This window comes from Brucella daejeonensis, assembly GCF_014199265.1.
Classification (GTDB): domain Bacteria; phylum Pseudomonadota; class Alphaproteobacteria; order Rhizobiales; family Rhizobiaceae; genus Brucella; species Brucella daejeonensis.
Genome location: NZ_JACIJG010000016.1, coordinates 19,537 through 33,993, shown reverse-complemented (window position 1 = coordinate 33,993; position 14,457 = coordinate 19,537). Strand labels below are relative to the sequence as shown.

The window sequence follows — 14,457 nt, the reverse complement described above, 5'->3', positions numbered from 1 at the left end:
GCAAGGACACTAATCACTGCGGTAGCCGCGCTTACCCTATCAGGAGCACATGCAATGTCTGCGGAAGGATTGATTACGACGCGCAGCAGCTTCGGACCGGAAGAAACCATGAAGCGCTTCGAAGCCGAGGTTCGCAGCAAGGGGATGACCGTTTTCGCCCATATCGACCACGCAGCAGGTGCTGCTGCGGTCGGTTTGCAATTGCGGCCGACCGATCTTTTGATCTTCGGTGCGGCCAAGGGTGGGACACCCTTGATGCAATCCGTACAGTCGATTGGCATCGACCTGCCGCTCAAGGCGTTGGTCTGGCAGGATGAGGCGGGTACGACGTTTCTTTCCTATAACGACCCCGCTTATCTCGCCCATCGGCACGAAATCGGCGGCGCCGCCCAGCCTATCGTCGAAGGAATGTCGAACGCACTCAAGACGATTGCGGCCAAAGCGACCAATTCTCAGTAATACGTACGGATCGGGGAAGGCGTCCGCCTTTCCTCTCGCGGATTGTTTGTTGACTTGCCAGCGTTCCGATCAACCTGAAGGAATCCACTCTATGAGCATCCGCCAACAACGCGGCTATCAAATGTATCCGGTACTCGACGAGGCGCGGGTCGAGACGGCGCGGCGCTTTGCCAGCGGACCGGAACGGCATTTCGCGCCGGGCGAACTGATCTATGACTATGGCCAGCAGGGTGCGCCTGCATGGCTCGTGTTGTCGGGCTCGGTGAACATAACCCGGCGTGACGGGATCGACCGCGAGGCGTCGATCATCACATTTGGCCCGGGCCAGTTTACCGGCGAGATCAACCAACTCACCGGCCGTTCGGCGATTGCGCGGGCCCGTGCCGGTGAACAGGGCGCAAGTGCGCAGCCTTTCGACGCGCCGCACCTGCGAGCGCTGATGATAGGCTCGGCGGAAATCGGCGAGACCGTTATGCGAGCGCTGATCCTGCGCCGCGTCGCACTGATCGAGGAAGGCACCGCCGGCACGATCATCGTTGGAGCCCGGGACTCCTCCGCCGTCGTCCGGTTGCAGGGCTTTCTCGCACGAGCTGGCTATCCCTACCAGTTGCTCGACGCCCGCGGCGACGGTGAAGGTCGTGCGCTCGTCGAACGGTTCGGTATGACACCGGACGAACTGCCTCTGGTCGTGTGCCCGGACGGTTCGTTGCTGCGTCGGCCCAGTGAGATCGACATGGCCCGCTGCCTCGGAATCACGCCCGAGATCGATCTGGACAAGCTCTACGACGTCGCCGTGGTCGGCGCCGGCCCCGCCGGGCTGGCGGCGGCGGTCTATGCCGCTTCGGAAGGACTCTCGACCATCGTCCTCGACGAGCTGGCCGTCGGTGGCCAAGCGGGCGCGTCGAATCGGATCGAGAACTATCTGGGCTTTCCGACCGGCATATCGGGCCAGGCGCTCGCCGGCCGCGCCTGGTAAAGGGAACCAATCCATGACTTCTACGTCAAAAACCAAATCAAGCATCCTTCGTATGGGCGCGGCACGCACTGTTTGATCCGGCGAAGATCGTGGGCGGTACTCGATCTTCAATTCGGTCTGTTTCGTGAAAGTGTGAAATAAACGCCGGGGACAACGCGGACTTTGTCGAGGCCGTTTATGAAACTCGCCGTAAAACGCTCATTCCGCCTGATGTTTGGACCGGCATTTGTGTTGTATTTCCAGCACTCGGCGCGCGAGCCGCAGGCTTCGACATTTATGCTGTAATCGAAGCGTGACACGTCGGGTGATTTGAACGAGACGGTATCGCGCACCACGCTTGCTCGCCTTACACGGGCTGGTATTACTATGACGACAACCAACGTGGTCCTTAGTGAAATTCATCGCACTTGGACCACCCAAAGGTGCCGGAACTGTCCAACCTCTACACATGACGGTTCCAAACTATGCTGCGATAATGCAAAATTATTTGCGAGCAAAGGAAGTGAGCAGAAAGCCCACGGCTAATTGTTGAGCTTTCGCCAATGACCTCTCGGCCGATAGGGACTTTTTTGACGCATAGGAGGAAATCGTGGCGCAACCGTTTGCAGAGCCGTGCAGCCGCGGCATTATCAAAGCAGAGCCATTTCTCCGAGAGCCAGGGCGGGAAACTTCACCCAGTCAGCGGCGCAGGGTGCTCGCCGCCTGTGTGCTCGCGTCGTCGATGGCGTTCATAGACGGGTCAGCGCTAACCGTCGCACTACCGACATTGCGGGCCCATTTCGGAGCGGATCTGGCGTCCGTTCAATGGGTTCTCAACGGATATGTTCTGGCACTAGCTTGTCTGACTTTGATCGGAGGTGCACTCGCCGATGTATATGGCAAGGCGCGCATGCTCGGGCTTGGCTGCATCCTGTTTGGTCTGGCATCGGTGGCTTGTGCTATGGCACCTACACCTGTCTGGCTCATCAGTGCGCGCGTCGTACAAGGAATGGCGGCAGCAATCGTCACGCCTGCCAGTCTCGCCCTGATCGGAGCAACTTATCCACGCACCGAGCGGAACCAAGCTATCGGGATTTGGGCAGCAGCTTCTGCCCTCACTACAGCTGGCGGCCCTGTCCTTGGGGGCTGGCTGACAGAAACCTTCGGGTGGCCATCTGTGTTCTGGATCAACCCCCCTCTCGCGTTGATCGCGGCGGCAATCCTGCTGGTATCTGCACCAGTAGACCACCGCGAACAGCGTCGGTTCGACGTGACCGGCGCCGCGATTCTCGCCACCGCACTTGGGGCGCTCGCTTGGGTGCTTAGCCAAATCGGCCCGAGTGAACCCCGGATTGATGCAGGTACCTCAATCCAATCACTCGCGATGCTCACGTCCGTTGCCATAGTCGGATTCGCCGTCTATGTGCTCTGGGAGCGTAGAACCGATCATCCCATGACGCCGCCCTACTTGGTTAGGAACCGCGCCTTTGTCGGGCTGAACGGTGCGACATTGATGATCTATGCTGGCCTATCGATCATGTTCTTCTTGTTACCTTTCGACCTTGTTGATCGCCGTGCCCTGTCATCGACTAATGCGGGGTTGGCTTTCTTGCCTTTCACGCTTGGTGTCGGTCTTTTCTCGAAAGCGTTCGGCAATCTGGCGGACAAGATTGGGGTACGGGTTCTGCTGATTGTGGGACCGGTGGGAGCAGCGATCGCCTACGTCTGGATGGCGCTCAGCCAAGAAACGCCACTGATGCTGGGCGTGATCGTGCCCATGACGCTCCTCGGCCTATCCTTCGCCGTGCTCGTTACACCGCTCACTTCCTCGGTTATGTCCAGCGTTAAACAGAAAGACGAGGGGCTCGCCTCTGGCGTCAACAATGCGACGAGCCGGATTGCGCAGCTCGCTGGTATAGCTCTGGCTGCAGGATTCGCATCTTTCACATCCGGCTACAAGATCGGGCTGTTCGCAGCCGCAATCGTAACCGTCGCCGGAGCCTTCACTGTCGTAATGATGGTCCCTGCGGCCACGAAGATAAAGCCTGGCTTGCGACGGACTTAAAACCAACATCAGAAAACAAGGGATTGTTGATGATTCAAACGAAAGTAATGATCACCTATGAGGATCTAGATCACAAGGCTCGGTACGTGGCACGCATGGTGGGAGTTGAGGGCGAGGGTGAACTGACGATTACGAAAATATCGGACAAGATTATTATCGCGGATCATACCTCTGTACCGGACTCAATGCGAGGTAAAGGCGCGGCGGCCGCACTTGTGCAATATCTGATTGACGATGCGCGTTCAAAGAAGCAACGGATCATTCCCCTCTGTCCCTTCGTACGCGCTCAATCGATGAAACATCCCGAGTGGGCCGATGTCTTCGATATTAGGTAACGTAACGTTGCGAAGCCCTTGGTACCCTTGGTGTCGAAACCGGGTTCAATGAGCGATGACGACACTTATGCGTTCACCGCGTACATCCTGAGCCGGAACGGCATTGTGCCGCCCGACGGCAAGCTCGATCGTCAAAGCCTGCCGAAAGTGAAGATGCCGAACAGCGATGGCTTCGTGCCCGATCCGCATTTCGACCCCGCAAGCCGAGTTTTCGTTAGGAACCGCCATGAATACAAAACCACAATGTTTGGTCGACAACACACCGGGCCGTTTGGCTCAAATTGCCAGCAATACGCCGGCAAGTTATTTCGGCATGGTGCTTGGGCTTGCTGGCCTCGGAAATGCCTGGCGTGGGGCCTCACGCGCCTGGCAAGTGCCAGAATTCATCGCCGAATGGATCTACGTGATTGCCGGTGTCGTTTGGGCGGTGCTCGTAGTACTGTACATCCTCAAGGCGGTCCTCGCGCCGGCAAAATTGATGGAGGAAGCCGCCCATCCCGTCCAATGCTGCTTCATCGGACTCGCCGGTGTTTCGACCACGCTAATTGCCGGCGGCCTCATTCCACACTCACAGCTCGGCGCTTCCATCGTGTTTGCGATTGGTTCCATCTTCACGCTTCTTTTCGCCGTCTGGCGCACGGGTGGACTTTGGAAAGGCGAGCGTGATCATGCCAACACGACGGCCGTGCTTTACTTGCCGACCGTTGCCGGAAGCTTCGTTTTTGCGAATGTCGTTTCTGCCCTGGGCTACCCTGATTGGGGACAATTTGCCTTCGGTGCAGGCCTCTTTTCATGGTTAGCAATCGAATCTGTATTGTTGCATCGACTGCTGATTGGCCCTATGAACCCGGCCCCGCTTCGACCCACATTGGGAATCCAACTTGCACCGGCGCCGGTTGGTGCCGTCGCCTACATCGCGATCAGCGGCGGCGAACCGGATATATTCGTCCACGCCCTTATCGGCTACGGCATCCTTCAGCTTCTCGTTATGGCCCGGCTTTCGCCCTGGATCGCACAGGCAGGCGCAGTTCCCGGACTATGGGCGTTCAGTTTCGGAGCAACAGCAATCGCTGCCGCGCCTGCGTTGCTTATCGCAAACGGTGATCACGGCGCAATCTCGATCTTGGCACCGCTACTCTTTGTGGTCGCTAATTTGGTTATTGTCGGCCTCACTGTCATGACCTTGTCCCTGCTCCTGTCCGGAAAGATGTTTGCCTTGCCTCAGAGAACAGAGATCCGCGGAGAGGTAAGTCGCACTTCAAGCTTGAACCCACCTTCTGGACTGCATTCTGACATGTATACGTCCGAAATCTCTCCGCCCCCTGAAGTCACTACCTGAACACAGACATCAAATGATCGAAGAACGATCGAGAAGCAATCCATGCACCAACGTCCAATGGAATGCGATCCAGTTACTTCTTGCAGTAGAAAATATCGCGTTACACAATAGGCGTCATGGTATTTCAGGAACCATATCCCGTATCACCCGGCGCATCATGCCACGAACGACGGTAGTAGCGGCCGACGGTGTACGTTCGCGCGCCGTGATGATGGAAACATCGCGGGTTATTGCAGGCCCAGTCAGCGGTCGTGCGGCAATCTTGCGGCCATTCAGCGCCGCAAAGGCATAGGCAGGCAAAACTGCTAGTCCCGCACCGCTTTCGACCAATGAAAGCGCGGTCGTGATCTGGTGCACCTCAAGATGCGGACGCAGCGCAATTCCCGCCGTTTCGAAACCTATTTCCGTCAGCAGCCTGATATTGCTTTCCCGCGTCAGCGTTATGATCGGTGCATCGGCCAGGGCGGACCACTCCACCTCTTCCAGCAAGCGAAACGCATGTTCCGGGTCGATGAAAACCATCAGCCGGTCACGCAGGATGCGCTGTGTGTCCAGCCCCTCCTCCTCGCTGTGAAATGTTCCGACACCGAGATCGCACAGACCGCTGCGCACGCGCGGCGCGATCATGTCCGTCGCGACATCCTCGATTCTCAGTTTGAGGTTCGGATACGCCTGCGTCACTTCCTGCAAAAGGCGGGGCAGCACCGTAGCCCCCAGAAGCGGCGGCGCGGCGATGCGGACCAGCCCCATGCGCAGTTGACCGAGATCGCGCACGGCATTCATCGCTCTTTCAATTTCGGCCAGACCGGGCAATGCGCCCGCCGCAAAAATGCGCCCGGCTTCGGTCAGTTCCACCCGGCGCGTGGTGCGGTCGAACAGTCTTGCGCCAAGCAAAGCCTCCAGATCACGAATGGCATGCGAAATGCCCGCTTGGCTGGTGCGCAGTCGTTCGGCCGCGCGAGAAAAGTTACCGAGTTCGACAACAGCCTGAAAGCTCTTGATCTGGCGAATGCTTAGCATGATTCGATCCATGTGAAATTTCGCATGAATATATGCCAAATCACTATGTTCCTGAATAAAAAAATCTCCGGCTTAATGCGCGGGGTAGGGAGAACTCACGGCGATGCTCAAGAGTGCCATGAGGTCATAACAGCAGACATGGGGGGATATGCTGCGAGTAGGCGCATGTCCCCACTTATGTGGATAACCGCCGATGCCGGGTCATGGGACTTGCGATCACGGTTATCGCGGAGGACGAATGAAATACGAGCGCAAGAATGCCAAAGCCTATTCGCGTGAAACGATGCGCGGCGTCTGGGCGGCAGCCAATGTTCCGTTTCGCGAAGACGGAGCGATCGATGAAGACGGCTATCGCCGCAATATGGAGCACTGGATTTCCGATCTGGGAATCGACGGCTTCTTCGTTGCGGGAAAGCAGGGCGAATTCTTCTCCATGTCGGTCGATGAGCGCAAGCGGATGTTCGACATATCCGTCGATGCCGTCGGCGGCCGCGCCCAGACGATTATGTCCTGCTCCGACCAGAACATGGATGTCGTGATCGACCTTGCGCGCCACGCGCAGGCCTGCGGCGCCGATTATATTGTCGTGCACGCGCCCGTTCTGCACTTTTTCCGGGCGCAGGACGAAACGCTGCTGCGCTATTACGAAGCCATCGCCTCGAAGGTAGATATCGGCATGGCTCTCTGGTCGCATCCCGACAGCGGCTATCTGATGAGCCCCGAATTGTGCAACCGTCTGGCCGATATCGAAACGGTCGTCGCAATCAAATATTCGGTGCCACGCGACATGTACAAGCGGCTGACCGAGCTTGCAGGCGACCGTATCCTTGTCTCGACCGCATCGGAACAGGAATGGCTGGAGAATATCCTTGAACTGCGATGGCAGCTTTATCTGTGCTCTTCCCCGCCCTACACGATGCAGACAAAAGTTGATCGCCGCATCCGCGAATACACGGATCTGGCCTTCGCCGGTAAAGCCGCCGAGGCGCGCGCCATCAGCGCCAGCCTGCAATCCGTCCGCGACGCCTTTCATTATACCAGACCGGCGGAAAAGCCGCATGCCCACCAGAAATACTGGCAGGAGCTTCTGGGTCAGGTCGGCGGACGGGTACGCACGCCGCTGCTCGAACTGACGGATGAAGAAAAACGCGCCACGCGCGAGGCATTTGAAACCTGCGGGCTGAAGCTGTCCTGAAACGGACGGACCGGAAGCGGCCGTATTCGGTAATTGGAGGAGGACGAAAATGGGGAAGCTTAGCGCTTTTAACCTTCAGAAATGGATCGAGGAGCACAGGCATCTGTTGCAGCCGCCAGTCGGCAACCAGCAGATATGGAAAGATGCCGACCTGATGGTCACCATCGTCGGCGGCCCGAACCGCCGCACCGACTATCACGACGATCCGGTCGAGGAATTCTTTTACCAGCTCAAGGGCGATATGCTTCTGAAGCTGCACGACACGGCAACCGGCGAATTCTACGACGTGCCGATCCGGGAAGGCGATATTTTCCTTCTGCCCCCGCATGTCCGCCACTCCCCCCAGCGTCCGCAGGAAGGCTCCATCGGCCTTGTCATCGAACCGGCTCGCCCGGAAGGCGCTCTCGACGCAGTGGAATGGTACTGCTTCGAGTGCTCCACCCTCGTGCATCGCGCGGAAGTCGATCTGGAATCCATCGTCGATGACCTGCCGCCGATCTATTCCAAATTCTATGCCGACGAAAAGCAGCGCACCTGCCCGCATTGCGGCACGCTCCATCCCGGCAAAACGCCGCCGGAAGGCTGGGTCAAGCTCTGAGCCACAGACAGGCTCGGCTCTTTGAGTCGAGCCTCCCGTCGGAGCATTTTGCAGCCGAACGAAACCATTTGGCATCGCATAAATGCGGTAAAAACAAATGGTTAGAGTACAGATCCTATTCAATCGGATCGAAACGCGCTCTAACGAGACACAATGATGTTGGGGAACTCATGAAACTCAAGACAAGCATTCTTGCACTTGCCCTCGCGCTCGGTTGTTCGAGCACCGCCTTTGCTCAGGATCCAGTCAAGATCGGGGTCATCACCACGCTTTCCGGCCCCGGAGGCTATCTGGGTCAGGACGTGCGCGACGGCATGAAAATGGCCATCGACATGGAAGGCGGCAAGCTCGGCGGCGTGCCGGTGGAACTGGTGGTCGAAGACGACGCCGGAAAACCGGCCAACGGCCGCCAGATTGCCGAAAAAATGATGGGCGAGGAGAATATCAAGCTTCTCAGCGGCATCATCTTCTCCAACATCGCTGGCGCCGTTGTTCCCGATGTTGTCGATAACGACGCCATCTACATCAGCGCCAATGCAGCGCCGTCAACCTTGGCTGGCGATCAGTGCAATGCGAATTATTTCGTCGCCTCCTGGCAGAATGACTCGTTGCATGAAGCGTCGGGCCTTGCCGCCAAGCAACTGGGCTACAAGCGCGCCTTCATTCTGGCCCCGAACTATCAGGCCGGCAAGGATGCGCTCAACGGTTTCAAGCGCACCTTCGGTGGCGACGTCATCGGCGAAATATATACGCAGCTCGACCAGACCGATTATTCTGCCGAAATGGCGCAAATCCGCGCCGCCAAGCCGGACGTGGTGTTTCCGGCCCATTCCGGCGGCATGGGGATCGCATTCCTGCGCCAGTACCAGCAGGCAGGCCTTCTGGGCCAGATCCCCGTCATCCTGTCCGAACCGTCGGGCGATGCCGTCACCTTCAAGAGTCTCGGCGACGCCGCCGTCGGTCTCAAGGTGACCTCGCACTGGAGCCCGGATTTCGACAATGCCGCCAGCAAGGAACTGGTCGCGAAGTGGAAGGCAACCTACCCGGATCGTCCGCTGACCTATTACGGCACGCAAGGCTACGATGTGGCTCGCCTGATTGCTTCGGCACTCAAAAAGACCGGCAATATCGACGATATCGGTGCTTTCCGCGCCGAATTGCGCAAGGCCGATTTCCAGTCCGTGCGCGGCAATTTCAGCTTCGGCCAGAACCAGCATCCGGTTCAGAACTGGTATCTGCTCGAAGTCGCCAAAGGCGATGACGGTGCTCCGACCACCAAAACCGTTCGTACACTTCGTGAAAACTACGGCGATATCCACGCCGCGGACTGCAAGCTTTAAGCACGCCCCCGCCCGGATAAGACCTACTGGTCCCATCTGGGCTCAATCTGTCTTTTCCCCACCGTCGGCTGACGCGAATACGACGGGATTGCTGCAATGACATTGATTCTGGAACAACTTCTCAACGGCCTGCTCTATGGCGTCATGCTGTTTCTGCTGGCGGCGGGTCTCACGCTCATCTTCGGCATCATGGGCGTGATCAATCTTGCGCATGGCTCGCTTTACATGGTGGGCGCTTTCGCCGGGACATGGGTTGCCAATGCAACCGGCAATTTCTGGCTTGGCCTGCCCGCGGCGCTCGCAGGCGCAACACTCGTCGGCATCGTGGTGGAACTCGGCGTGATGCGGCGGCTTTACAACCGCAACCATCTCGATCAGGTTCTCGCCACTTTTGCACTGATCCTGATTTTCAACGAATTGATTGTCCTGCTTTTCGGTCGCCAGCCGATCTTCGTGCAGCTTCCGCCGTCATTGGCCGCTCCGATCGAAATTCTCCCTGGCCTGCCCTACCCGCCCTACAGGCTCCTGATCATTCTGGTCGGTCTTGTGGTGGCGCTCGGGCTTTACCTGCTGATCAATCGCACACGCATCGGCATGCTTGTCCGGGCGGGCTCGACCAACAGCGAAATGGTCCGGGCGCTGGGTGTCGATATACGCAAGCTCTACACTGCGGTCTTCGCGCTCGGGGCGCTTCTGGCCGGCCTTGCCGGTTTCATGATGGGGCCGGTGCTGACCGTACAGGTCGGCATGGGTGAACAGATCCTGCTGACGACATTCGTGGTCGTGGTGATTGGCGGCGTTGGCTCGGTCAAGGGAGCCTTCATTTCCGGCATCACGCTTGGCGTGCTCGACACAAGCCTGCGCGCCTTCCTGCCGCCGCTGCTGCGCAAGGTGATGGACGGACCGGACGCCGACGCTTTCGGGGGCGGTGTCGCGTCCATGGGGATTTATCTGCTCATGGCGCTTGTGCTGCTCGTTCGCCCCAAGGGTCTCTTTCCGGTGAAGGGTTAGAACATGCGCCGTTCCATTGTCTTCATTCTCGTCGTTCTCTGTCTGGCGGCTCTGCCCTATCTCGCACCCGCGCTGGGGCAATCGTCCTTGCCGAGCCTCGTTGCGCGCATCATGATCTATGCCATCGCCGCCGCGAGCCTCAATCTCATCCTCGGTTACGGGGGCATGGTTTCCTTCGGTCATGCCGCCTTCTTCGGCATAGGCAATTATGTTGTCGGCATCCTCTATTTCCATCATGCGGAAGGTGTGCCGTTGCTGGGTATCATTCCGGGCACCGACCGGTTCCTCATCACCGTACCCGCCGCGATACTCGTCTCCGGGCTGCTGGCGCTGATCATCGGCTCGCTGGCGCTGCGCACCAGCGGCGTGCAGTTCATCATGATCACGCTCGCCTTCGCGCAGATGCTGTTTTCCTTCTTCGTATCGCTCAACAGTTATGGCGGCGACGACGGCATCATCGTGCGCAATGCCAATACGCTGTTCGGCATTGGCCTGCGCGACAAGATCGCCATGTATTATGTGATCCTGGTGGTCGCCATTGCCTATTTCTTCTGGTTGCGTCGTGTCGTCGGCTCATCCTTCGGCGCCATTCTGGGCGGCATCCGGCAGAACGAACAGCGCATGGCGGCTCTCGGTATCGAACCTTTCCACTACAAGCTGTTTGCATTCGTTCTGGCGGGCATGGGCGCCGGACTGGCCGGTGCGCTGATGGCGATATTCATGCGCTTTGCAAGCCCGGAGACACTCGCCTGGACCAAGTCGGGCGATCTCATGATCATGGTCATCCTCGGCGGTGTGGGTTCCTTCTTCGGCCCGGTCTGGGGAACGGCAGTCTTCCTCGTGTTGCAGACCTATCTGGCAAGCTGGACGGAACATTGGCAGCTCATTCTGGGCATCCTGTTGCTGGTGGTCGTCCTCGGCACACGGGGCGGCCTGACGGGCCTCGTCGCGCAAATTCGAAGGAGGGTGGCATGAACGCGATCCTGCGAACCGAAAATCTGGTCAAACGTTTTGCCGGTCTGACCGCAACGGACCATGTAACCTTCTCGCTTCAGGCGGGTCATATCCATGCGCTCATCGGCCCGAACGGCGCGGGCAAATCGACACTGATCCATCAGCTCTGCGGTAATCTCATGCCCAATGAAGGGCGCATTCTGCTCGGCGATACCGACATTACCCGGCTCGGCCCCGCCGAACGGATCGGCCTTGGCCTCGGGCGAACCTTTCAGGTTACGAGCCTGCTCGGCGAATTCACGGTCCGCGAAAATCTCGGCATCGCTGTTCAGGCGCGGCTGGGCGGCAATATGCGGATCATGGATCGGGTTCTGACCCGTAACGCTGTCTGGGAAGAGACGGACGCCATGCTGTCCACGCATCCGCTCGGGCGACGTCGGGACATTGTTGTCGATGATCTTTCGCACGGTGAACGCAAACAGCTTGAACTGCTGATCTCGCTGGCGGGCAAACCGAAAGTGCTTCTGCTTGACGAACCGATGGCCGGCCTCGGCCATGCGGAAAGTCAGGAAATGGTCGAGGTGCTGCAAGGTCTGCGCGGTAAAGTGACGATCCTGCTGGTCGAGCACGATATGGACGCGGTCTTTGCGCTCGCCGACCGGATATCGGTGCTCGTTTACGGGCGCGTCATCCTGACGGGAACCGCGGCGGAGATTTCGGCCAGCGCAGAGGTGCGCGAGGCCTATCTGGGAAATGAGGACGAACCATGTTGACGGTTGCAGGGCTTAAGGCCGGTTACGGTCACAGCCAGGTGCTTTTCGACATCTCCTTCCGGGTTGCGGAGGGCGAACTGGTGACGCTCATGGGCCGCAACGGCATGGGCAAGACGACAACAATCCGTACCATCATGGGACTTGTCGGCGCGCGCGGCGGGGAAGTAACGCTTGGCGGACGCACGGTAACGGGGCAACAGCCCGAAAAAGTCGCGCGGCTCGGCGTTGGGCTCGTGCCGGAAGGGCGCCAGATCTTTCCGACACTGACAGTCCGGGAAAATCTGGTCGCCACGGCCGCCAACCGCCAGAAGCGCCGCGACTGCTGGACACTGGAGCGCATTTACGATCTTTTCCCGAGAATGCGCGAGCGCGCCGGTCAGGCGGCGGGCACGCTTTCCGGCGGCGAACAGCAGATGCTGGCGATTGGCCGCGCCCTGATGACCAATCCATGGCTGCTCATACTCGACGAAGCCACCGAAGGTCTGGCTCCTGTCATTCGCGCGGAAATATGGAGCGTCATCCGCAAGCTGCGCGCTTCGGGACAGTCGATCCTGCTGATCGACAAGAATCTTTCGGTGCTGAAGCATCTCGCCGACCGTCACTACATCATCGAAAAAGGCCGCACCGTCTGGTCAGGCAGCGGCACGGATCTGGAACGCGACTACGAACAGGTGCAGGGCTATGTCGGTATCTGAAACCATCTGCCTCGTCGGCTGGGGCGCCATCGGCCAGCGTGTGGCTGCACTTCTTGCAGAGAGAGGTTCCCCTTTTCGCATTGCCGCCGTGGCCGTTCGCGACCCGGAACGCTCCCGTCCTGACCTGCCGAAGGATGCGCGGCTCATCCGTCATCCCGATGAGCTGGCCGGTCTGGAGACCAGCCTCGTTGTCGAAGCGGCAGGTCGCGACAGCGTTCTGCCTTTTGCGCGCAGCGCCTTTGTCAACGGCATGGATTTCGCCGTATCGTCAACATCCGCTTTTGTGGGCGACGCGGCCTTCACCGATCTTGTGAGCATGGCGCAAGCCCTTGGCCGCCAGCTTCTTGTTCCCCCCGGCGCGCTTGGCGGCATCGACGCCCTCGCCGCCGCCGCGCGTCTCGGGCTTGATCGTGTCGAACACCGTATCGTCAAGCCTGCCCTTGCCTGGCGAGGGACAGGTGCCGAAACGCTTTGCGATCTGGACGCATTGACAGGCCCTCATACATTCTTTCATGGTTCGGCGCGCGCCGCTGCCGATCGCTTTCCGCAGAATGCCAATGTCGCGGTCATCACATCGCTGGCCGGCATCGGGCTGGATCGCACCGTCGTCAGCCTTGTCGCCGACCCGACAGCCACGCTCAACCGCCACGAAATCTTCGCAGAAGGCGAGTTCGGCATTCTGGAGATGCGGCTGCAAAACCGCCCTCTGGCAGGCAACCCGAAGTCGTCGGGAATGACGGCGCTCAATCTGGTGCGGCTGATCGAAAACCGGGCAAGCGGCCTCGTTCTGTAAGTATAAAATATGTCTGGAGAGCATGCATGACCGATCTTGCCGCGAACCTGATCGCCGAGGGCACATGGCCCGCCTCACGCCTCGATGGCGACTATAACGCCAGGGCAACCGTTGGCGACCGGTTTGCCGACGAAATGCGGGCCTATAGGGAAAGTTCAGACGCCGTACGTGACCATTTGAGCCGGGCCGATCTCGTTTATGATACTGAAAGCGGTCAAACGATGGACCTCTTCGGCATCGACCCGAATGGCACTTTGCGGCCGGTGTTTCTTTTCGTCCACGGCGGATACTGGCGCGCGCTTTCAAAATATGACTCCACCATGATGGCCGAAATGCTCGCAGAACAGGGGATCGCCACCGCCGTCATCGATTATCGACTCTCGCCGGAGGTCACGCTGACGGAAATCGTGCGGGAAGTGCGCGCAGCGCTGGCCTTTCTGTGGCGCGATGGAAAGTCTCTCGGGATCGATCCCGAACGCATCCATGTCGGCGGCAGTTCGGCAGGCGCGCATCTGGTCGGCACGCTCATTGCCGGTGGCTGGCATGCCGATTTCGGCGTTCCCGAAAATATCGTCAAGTCGGCACTGCCTGTCAGCGGTATTTATGAGCTGGCCCCCATAGCCGCAGCCTTCCCGCAGGAATGGCTGGCGCTCGATGACGCTGCCGTGGTGGAACTCAGTCCGCTGCGTCATCTACCGCGCACCGGCTGCCCGATTGTCGTGGCATGGGCGGAAAAGGAAGCACCCGGCTTCAAACGCCAGTCGAACGCTTTCCATCAGGCGTGGACCAGGGCAGGGTTCGCTTCGCAGACGTTTGAAGCTGCCGGTCGCAATCATTTCGATGTCCTGATGGAACTGCGCGACCCCGAAACCCCACTTTCGCAAGCGCTTGTGTCGCTTGTGAAGAGCGAAAGCTGACGCGAGCC

At 59.0% G+C, this 14,457-nt stretch carries 15 protein-coding genes and 1 pseudogene; 15 read left to right on the top strand and 1 reads right to left on the bottom strand.

Annotation, left to right across the window (positions count from 1 at the left end):
* Positions 1-54 precede the first annotated feature (54 nt).
* From FHS76_RS17485 to tehA, 6 genes and pseudogenes are all read left to right on the top strand, one after another.
* Positions 55-459, top strand: a complete 405-nt coding sequence (locus tag FHS76_RS17485) for a DUF302 domain-containing protein (protein ID WP_235992737.1) — start codon at positions 55-57, stop codon at positions 457-459.
* Positions 460-550: 91 nt separating this feature from the next.
* Positions 551-1,435 (top strand): cyclic nucleotide-binding domain-containing protein, encoded by an 885-nt coding sequence (locus FHS76_RS17480; protein WP_183655743.1) that lies wholly within the window; start codon positions 551-553, stop codon positions 1,433-1,435.
* A 589-nt stretch (positions 1,436-2,024) separates the two neighbouring features.
* Positions 2,025-3,479: an MFS transporter gene (locus FHS76_RS17475; RefSeq protein ID WP_328700517.1), complete on the top strand. Its 1,455-nt coding sequence runs from the start codon at positions 2,025-2,027 to the stop codon at positions 3,477-3,479.
* Positions 3,480-3,508: 29 nt separating this feature from the next.
* The gene (locus FHS76_RS17470) at positions 3,509-3,814 is read left to right on the top strand and encodes a GNAT family N-acetyltransferase (RefSeq protein WP_183655740.1); all 306 of its coding nucleotides are present in this window, start codon (positions 3,509-3,511) and stop codon (positions 3,812-3,814) included.
* A gap of 39 nt (positions 3,815-3,853) precedes the next feature.
* Positions 3,854-4,015 (top strand): annotated as a pseudogene (locus tag FHS76_RS22915) (c-type cytochrome); the annotation flags it as partial.
* A gap of 25 nt (positions 4,016-4,040) precedes the next feature.
* A complete protein-coding gene (gene tehA, locus FHS76_RS17460) occupies positions 4,041-5,153 on the top strand; it encodes a dicarboxylate transporter/tellurite-resistance protein TehA (protein WP_183655734.1) in 1,113 nt (370 codons plus the stop codon).
* A gap of 114 nt (positions 5,154-5,267) precedes the next feature.
* On the opposite strand, the gene FHS76_RS17455 is transcribed toward tehA, so the two are convergent.
* Positions 5,268-6,173, bottom strand: coding sequence for a LysR family transcriptional regulator (locus tag FHS76_RS17455; RefSeq protein ID WP_235992736.1), 906 nt, complete (start codon positions 6,171-6,173; stop codon positions 5,268-5,270).
* 238 nt (positions 6,174-6,411) lie between these two features.
* Here FHS76_RS17455 and FHS76_RS17450 point away from each other — a divergent pair, with 238 nt between their 5' ends.
* From FHS76_RS17450 to FHS76_RS17410, 9 genes are all read left to right on the top strand, one after another.
* Positions 6,412-7,368 carry a dihydrodipicolinate synthase family protein gene (locus FHS76_RS17450; RefSeq protein WP_183655731.1) on the top strand — a complete coding sequence of 319 codons (957 nt, stop codon included), beginning with the start codon at positions 6,412-6,414 and terminating at the stop codon, positions 7,366-7,368.
* Between the two features lie 49 nt (positions 7,369-7,417).
* Positions 7,418-7,966 (top strand): 3-hydroxyanthranilate 3,4-dioxygenase, encoded by a 549-nt coding sequence (locus FHS76_RS17445; RefSeq protein ID WP_183655728.1) that lies wholly within the window; start codon positions 7,418-7,420, stop codon positions 7,964-7,966.
* Between the two features lie 170 nt (positions 7,967-8,136).
* A complete protein-coding gene (locus FHS76_RS17440) occupies positions 8,137-9,306 on the top strand; it encodes an ABC transporter substrate-binding protein (protein ID WP_183655726.1) in 1,170 nt (389 codons plus the stop codon).
* 96 nt (positions 9,307-9,402) lie between these two features.
* Positions 9,403-10,317 (top strand): branched-chain amino acid ABC transporter permease, encoded by a 915-nt coding sequence (locus tag FHS76_RS17435; RefSeq protein ID WP_183655724.1) that lies wholly within the window; start codon positions 9,403-9,405, stop codon positions 10,315-10,317.
* Positions 10,318-10,320: 3 nt separating this feature from the next.
* A complete protein-coding gene (locus FHS76_RS17430) occupies positions 10,321-11,292 on the top strand; it encodes a branched-chain amino acid ABC transporter permease (protein ID WP_183655722.1) in 972 nt (323 codons plus the stop codon).
* Positions 11,289-12,044 (top strand): ABC transporter ATP-binding protein, encoded by a 756-nt coding sequence (locus FHS76_RS17425; protein ID WP_183655720.1) that lies wholly within the window; start codon positions 11,289-11,291, stop codon positions 12,042-12,044. Before FHS76_RS17430 ends, FHS76_RS17425 begins: the two co-directional genes overlap by 4 nt.
* The gene (locus FHS76_RS17420; RefSeq protein WP_183655718.1) at positions 12,038-12,739 is read left to right on the top strand and encodes an ABC transporter ATP-binding protein; all 702 of its coding nucleotides are present in this window, start codon (positions 12,038-12,040) and stop codon (positions 12,737-12,739) included. Before FHS76_RS17425 ends, FHS76_RS17420 begins: the two co-directional genes overlap by 7 nt.
* On the top strand, positions 12,726-13,532 hold the full coding sequence (locus tag FHS76_RS17415) for an aspartate dehydrogenase (protein WP_183655715.1): 807 nt from the start codon (positions 12,726-12,728) through the stop codon (positions 13,530-13,532). Before FHS76_RS17420 ends, FHS76_RS17415 begins: the two co-directional genes overlap by 14 nt.
* A 26-nt stretch (positions 13,533-13,558) precedes the next feature.
* Positions 13,559-14,449 (top strand): alpha/beta hydrolase, encoded by an 891-nt coding sequence (locus FHS76_RS17410; protein ID WP_183655714.1) that lies wholly within the window; start codon positions 13,559-13,561, stop codon positions 14,447-14,449.
* The last annotated feature ends 8 nt before the right edge of the window (positions 14,450-14,457 follow it).

What these genes read in the sequence shown, in the direction of transcription:
- FHS76_RS17485 (WP_235992737.1), top strand. Translation starts at nt 55, where the DNA reads ATGTCTGCGGAAGGATTGATTACGACGCGCAGCAGCTTCGGACCGGAA.
- FHS76_RS17480 (WP_183655743.1), top strand. Translation starts at nt 551, where the DNA reads ATGAGCATCCGCCAACAACGCGGCTATCAAATGTATCCGGTACTCGAC.
- FHS76_RS17470 (WP_183655740.1), top strand. Translation starts at nt 3,509, where the DNA reads ATGATTCAAACGAAAGTAATGATCACCTATGAGGATCTAGATCACAAG.
- tehA (WP_183655734.1), top strand. Translation starts at nt 4,041, where the DNA reads ATGAATACAAAACCACAATGTTTGGTCGACAACACACCGGGCCGTTTG.
- FHS76_RS17455 (WP_235992736.1), bottom strand. Translation starts at nt 6,173, where the DNA reads ATGCTAAGCATTCGCCAGATCAAGAGCTTTCAGGCTGTTGTCGAACTC.
- FHS76_RS17450 (WP_183655731.1), top strand. Translation starts at nt 6,412, where the DNA reads ATGAAATACGAGCGCAAGAATGCCAAAGCCTATTCGCGTGAAACGATG.
- FHS76_RS17445 (WP_183655728.1), top strand. Translation starts at nt 7,418, where the DNA reads ATGGGGAAGCTTAGCGCTTTTAACCTTCAGAAATGGATCGAGGAGCAC.
- FHS76_RS17440 (WP_183655726.1), top strand. Translation starts at nt 8,137, where the DNA reads ATGAAACTCAAGACAAGCATTCTTGCACTTGCCCTCGCGCTCGGTTGT.
- FHS76_RS17435 (WP_183655724.1), top strand. Translation starts at nt 9,403, where the DNA reads ATGACATTGATTCTGGAACAACTTCTCAACGGCCTGCTCTATGGCGTC.
- FHS76_RS17430 (WP_183655722.1), top strand. Translation starts at nt 10,321, where the DNA reads ATGCGCCGTTCCATTGTCTTCATTCTCGTCGTTCTCTGTCTGGCGGCT.
- FHS76_RS17425 (WP_183655720.1), top strand. Translation starts at nt 11,289, where the DNA reads ATGAACGCGATCCTGCGAACCGAAAATCTGGTCAAACGTTTTGCCGGT.
- FHS76_RS17420 (WP_183655718.1), top strand. Translation starts at nt 12,038, where the DNA reads ATGTTGACGGTTGCAGGGCTTAAGGCCGGTTACGGTCACAGCCAGGTG.
- FHS76_RS17415 (WP_183655715.1), top strand. Translation starts at nt 12,726, where the DNA reads ATGTCGGTATCTGAAACCATCTGCCTCGTCGGCTGGGGCGCCATCGGC.
- FHS76_RS17410 (WP_183655714.1), top strand. Translation starts at nt 13,559, where the DNA reads ATGACCGATCTTGCCGCGAACCTGATCGCCGAGGGCACATGGCCCGCC.